General features: G+C 41.8%; 4 protein-coding genes. 1 reads left to right on the forward strand and 3 read right to left on the reverse strand.

The window, feature by feature from the left end:
* Positions 1–571: 571 nt before the first annotated feature.
* The 3 genes from ACM0OZ_RS47850 to ACM0OZ_RS47860 form a co-directional block, all read right to left on the reverse strand.
* A complete protein-coding gene (locus tag ACM0OZ_RS47850; RefSeq protein WP_414589992.1) occupies positions 572–1,633 on the reverse strand; it encodes a hypothetical protein in 1,062 nt (353 codons plus the stop codon).
* A 93-nt stretch (positions 1,634–1,726) separates the two neighbouring features.
* Complete coding sequence (locus ACM0OZ_RS47855; RefSeq protein WP_414589993.1) at positions 1,727–2,257, reverse strand: hypothetical protein; 531 nt, start codon at positions 2,255–2,257, stop codon at positions 1,727–1,729.
* Positions 2,258–2,498: 241 nt separating this feature from the next.
* Entirely contained in the window at positions 2,499–3,305 is an 807-nt protein-coding gene (locus ACM0OZ_RS47860) for a peptidoglycan-binding domain-containing protein (RefSeq protein ID WP_414589994.1), read from the reverse strand.
* Positions 3,306–3,441: 136 nt separating this feature from the next.
* Here ACM0OZ_RS47860 and ACM0OZ_RS47865 point away from each other — a divergent pair, with 136 nt between their 5' ends.
* A complete protein-coding gene (locus tag ACM0OZ_RS47865; RefSeq protein ID WP_414589249.1) occupies positions 3,442–4,164 on the forward strand; it encodes a hypothetical protein in 723 nt (240 codons plus the stop codon).
* Positions 4,165–4,865 lie beyond the last annotated feature (701 nt).

Below are 4,865 nucleotides of genomic sequence, written 5' to 3' on the forward strand. Positions count from 1 at the left end.
CTGGTCGTCCTCTAGTTTTCTAAACTGTCTGATTATTTCTGTCGCACAGTACTAGGGGTTCAGCCGGGATACGCGCAAAATAGGACACCTTGTAAAGTTTTGTTGCAGAGTGTGCTTTCTTGATTTACCAACTTGCCTATAAATGATAAAGAGACAATCAAGATTTTGCACGGTAAAATCAACTCTTCACCCTTTCAGTGGCTCAAGCTTGCCCATAAACAATCATTTTTGGGAACGTTTCAACTGGAGGAGTCAAGTAAAGTTTGGTATTAAAACAACCGTATATTAAGGGTTATGCTTTATCTGCGTTACAAAACTTTACAACGTGTCCCATTTTACAGGTATCCCGGCTGAACCCCTATCAGCGTGTTTTTCACCTGGTTTTCTCCATCGATGGCAATAACTTTTCATTTCATTGAGTTGCTTGGCGCGATTTTAAGAGCGCGAAGCTGGTGTCAACGAGCCGGGCGGCAGCCTTCACTGATAAACCTGAGCGTGTGAGGTTGTGCCGCTGGGCGATGCGGGAAACGAATCCGTGTTCTTGGTGGTGTCGAAAAAAATAAGGCGAATTCTAATATCCATCATCTGACGATTCGCTGGACGATCTACTGCTTGACGATTTGCCGCTTTGCCAATTACTGCTGTCTTTGAAAAAAACGTTGGACTCTCCAGCAGAATAAGTCAAAATCTTGGATGCTTTTAATTTTTTTAAATTAGCGTAGAATGCATCATTTGTTAAGGCGTTTTCCCGACAGAAGTCTGTAATGTTTACTGTGTTATTCTCCAAAGCCTTTAGTTTGTACGCCATAAGGGCTTCAGGCTTGAATAATCCACTTAATGACTTCACTTCAGTAGTTGGTAATACACTTATATCTGAAAGCCAATTGATGGTAAGCGAATCCAGGCTGTAGCCTACCATTCCCCTTTGTCTTAGGCTTCCGAGCGCTGAAATCAGATCACCAGTAGAAATTTTGCTTTCTCTCGCGATCGCATTTAAATTAATTGTGTCGCCTCCGTCCTCAGCCGCTTGATGTTGCAGCAGCCAGAAGATATAAAGATTTCTGTTTGTCCCTGCTTGAGATTTTATGAGTTTAATCTCATTAAGTGAAACTTCGCTAGGAATGACGCTTGCTTCAGGATTCCAAGTGAAATCAAGAGTGCCATTAAAGTCACTTACAATAAAACGTAGATTTCCGTTAATGACTTTAGAGAAATTAGCAATCATCTGCTCATCAGAGAGATTCCATTTTTTCATAAAAGCGGAATCGATAAACAATGGAGTGCCGTATTTTATCCATTGCTCTGCTTTTATCGCGTTGTAGATATATGTTGGAAGTCCAACAGTATCAAGCGATCGCCTAACTTCAGCTTCAGTAATCTTTTTAGTGAAATTATTATAAAGCTGTACTCTCCACCGAGGAAATCTAAAATTAATAATTCTTTTTTGAGCTAAATTGCACATCGCTGCAAACAACTCACGATACCCGATATTGTTGTCGATTATGGCGAAAGCATCGACAGGTGAGGGAGTAACGGGAGATTGTGAGCGTAACTTCAAGTAAGTATAAGTTGTGTTGTCTATTATCTCTGCACGAAGTAGCAGAGAGTCTAACTGTTCTTCTATATTAATCATGCTTCTTCTCTTGAAAAAATAGCTATGGTTGCTAGAGGCTGTTTATGAATTGGGTTATATTCATCGCCATCATAAACAGCTTGCATACAAGAATTAAATCAACCAAACAACAGAAATAGTGGACAGGTCAAGGGTGATAACCTTGCTTCCGTCTTCATTGGTTTTACTGGAAATGTTCCCTAATTCATTAAGGAGTGTCGCGGGTGGGATGCTCCAAGGAGCGACAGAGTAAGTGTCAGGGGAAACTGGTTGTGCTAGTCCTCCCCCTTTGTTCAAAAGTAGAGCGTAGTAGACATAAGCAGTATTGTTAATCAGTCCATCCTTTTTCATGCTCAGGACTTCTTCTTGAGAAATGGTTGTTGTTTCGTTCTGCCCCCAGGTAATTGTCATTTCAGTTGGGGTGATTTTAAGTGCTTTTTTCGTTTCCAGGCTCTGAAGGTGGCGTAATAGCTCAGTGTTGTTAATCCCCCATTGGGATTCAAATTCATCAGTGTCAATCACCTGAGTACTGTTTCCTGCGTCTTTTAACCACTGAAGTGCAAAGTAAGTGTACTCAAAATTATTAAGAATCTTGTTTGTCTTGAGCGCTGAAATCTCGGGACGGTCGAGGGTAATTATTGCCATTTTTCTTTCCTTGAAGTTAATATGGTCTTTTGCCACACTCTTCTGAAAATAAATAACCCACCACTTGACCAACAGAACGGCATCTTTCTCCAGAGGTGCCGTTCTGTTTATTATAAGGCGATCGCTTTTTTTTTAGAGTATTTTTAGCCAAAGAGTAGGAAGTTTTTAACGTCTTACTGCTTCGCTCGGTGCTGATTTTCTTATTCTTCTGTTTAGCTTCTCAAGCATTAAGCTAACGAAACTAAAGCTTGTCACCAGGCAGTATAACAGTAGAAAAAATATAAGCGTTGCTTGCGAGGTATCGGCGATCGCTTTTAACCCGACCTATAAACCTCCTCTGTCCCTCGACCGACTTGCCAACGAGACACCCCGCAGACGCTCTACCAACCTTATCCATATCAGAGCCATCGTGCTGATTGACTCCGTAGCGTCCCTGAGTGACTGCATCGCCAATTCTCAGCCCATCTTCGTTGTCGTCCCGGCAGACTTCAACGTCTGCGACTTGAATCAATGCTTCATGAGGGCGTGAGTTTCCGTGCATGCCCACAGCCCATGCCCAGTATTGCCCAAATTGAATTCTGGCGGCTCCCGCTGGATTCATCCGGTGGTAAGTGTAGTAAGCACCAGGCTCACAAGTCGCTGCCCATGCTTCCACTATTTGAGCTTTCCCAAAATCATCTACTTGGAATAATGCGCGGGTGTCGTTCCATTCGTCCAGTCGGTCGCTGTTGAGGGTTCCGTCTGGGTACATCCCCTCTATATATACGATGTTGTAGACATCTCTTCCCCGAGCTATCCAATAATTCTTCTTTTGGTAGTATTTAATGATTTTTTCCATCAACCCTTCAGCTTCAATAGGCGGTAATGGGGGTGCAAGCCTTAAAGAGGTTTTAGCCACGTCATCAAGAATGCCATCTGGCTCAGAGACACCAATGAGCTTTTGAAATTTCATCAAAGCGCTTTTGCTAAGATTGCCCCATTTACCATCTGCCGGAGGGTCGAGCAATCCACGATTAACTAATATTTGTTGAGCTTCTGCGTTGTTCATAGATTTCTCCTAACTAAAGCGGCACTTAAACTTGATTAAGTGCCGCAAGTAAATTTCAGGGTTAATGGTGGATTTATTGAAGAGTTTCAGGTTTTCACTATGCTAACCCAAGCTTTTATAAATGTCAGGTGCTGCCATGATTGAAAAAATTATCAATGCTGTTTTAGATGTCGTTAAGTCACTTCTCCCCAATCAGAATTTATCCACTCCTGCCTGGATAATTCGCTTATCTGTTTTGGGGGTACTGGTAGTTGGAATAGTTGTCGGAATCAAAGATACACCTTTGGGCGATCGCCTTGGGTTAAGCAAGCAAGTAGAATTACCGCTGTTAACTCATACTGAAGTAGTAAAGAACTTTCGTCAAAGTTATGAAGAAATATCACAGTTGAGGGAGTCAGACCCCAATGTTCGCGCCACGTTCCTCGTAGCATTGATAGATAATTCCACAAATAATATTGTGCAATCTCAAAACATTAAAGATACTAGGCTAATGTTTTGGGCATGGTCAGTACCCGTTGACAAATACTCCTACTTGGACGTATTTGAACGAGCTTTCAACAGTATCAAGGGAGAATTTCAAGCTAAGCTTAATGATGGTTCTTGCCTGAGTGGTGAGATTCAGAAACCAGTGCTAGAGCAGCTTAAGCGCGGTGTGTATGATTTTCAATCTACGCATTTCAGCGTATGTCCAGTCTTTACGAGCCAGAATAAAAGATTGGTTACCGCTGCGATCGCTCTCTATAAGCAGCCCGATTCGCTTCAGCTTTATTTTTATGAAGATAAATTGCAAAGGGCTGCCAGTGCAATTAGTACGCTTTTTTATAGTTTCAGTGAGAAGTACCAGATTATATTTGATTAGTTGTCATAGGTTATCGTCTGTGTTAGCTTAGTTGCGCAAGATGGTATACTACTAACCGCCCCTCGCCGCAACCTGGGGGGGTTTATCTATTTAATTTTCCTCTGAGAATACTTGGCATTTTGAGCCAGAATGCATTAAAAAAGAACAATGAAGGGAAACTGATAGAATCCGCCTACCAAGTAATGGACTTGGTATTTTTCTTAATCCAATTTCTCAGAGGAAAAAGGCTAGACGAAGAGTAAATAATTGGAGTACAGATACAGCTTTTTTGTGGTAGAAATGACCGTCTCGCGTATTTAGCGCGAGTTTTTTTTGAGCAAAAGGGTGGGTGCGATTGCCCCTTGGGCACTGCGCAGAGCGCAATCGCCTAAACAATCGAATAAAATTTGGTGGTACGCGTAAGCATAGAAAGGGGACCAGCCCCACCCTTGGCGGTGGGGTTTTTAGTGGATAAAATATCGTAGGTAAAAGTAAACACAGGAACGATTTTTAAGCCCATATTCCTGGTTATGGGCTTTCTTTCTTTTTCAAGACTGTGTGTTATTTTTAAGTTAGATGTCCCATTGATATCGTAAGTGAGGAATCCACCTCCCCTTTACAGTGCGAGTCTGTAAAGGTTTTTTTGTCAAACATCTGTTCTCTTCTCATATGAAATCCGGATGTATACTTACTGTATAACTTGGTTGCAAACATCTGGTAAT

It is taken from the genome of Scytonema sp. PCC 10023, from assembly GCF_963920835.1.
Classification (GTDB): Bacteria; Cyanobacteriota; Cyanobacteriia; order Cyanobacteriales; family Nostocaceae; genus Kalymmatonema.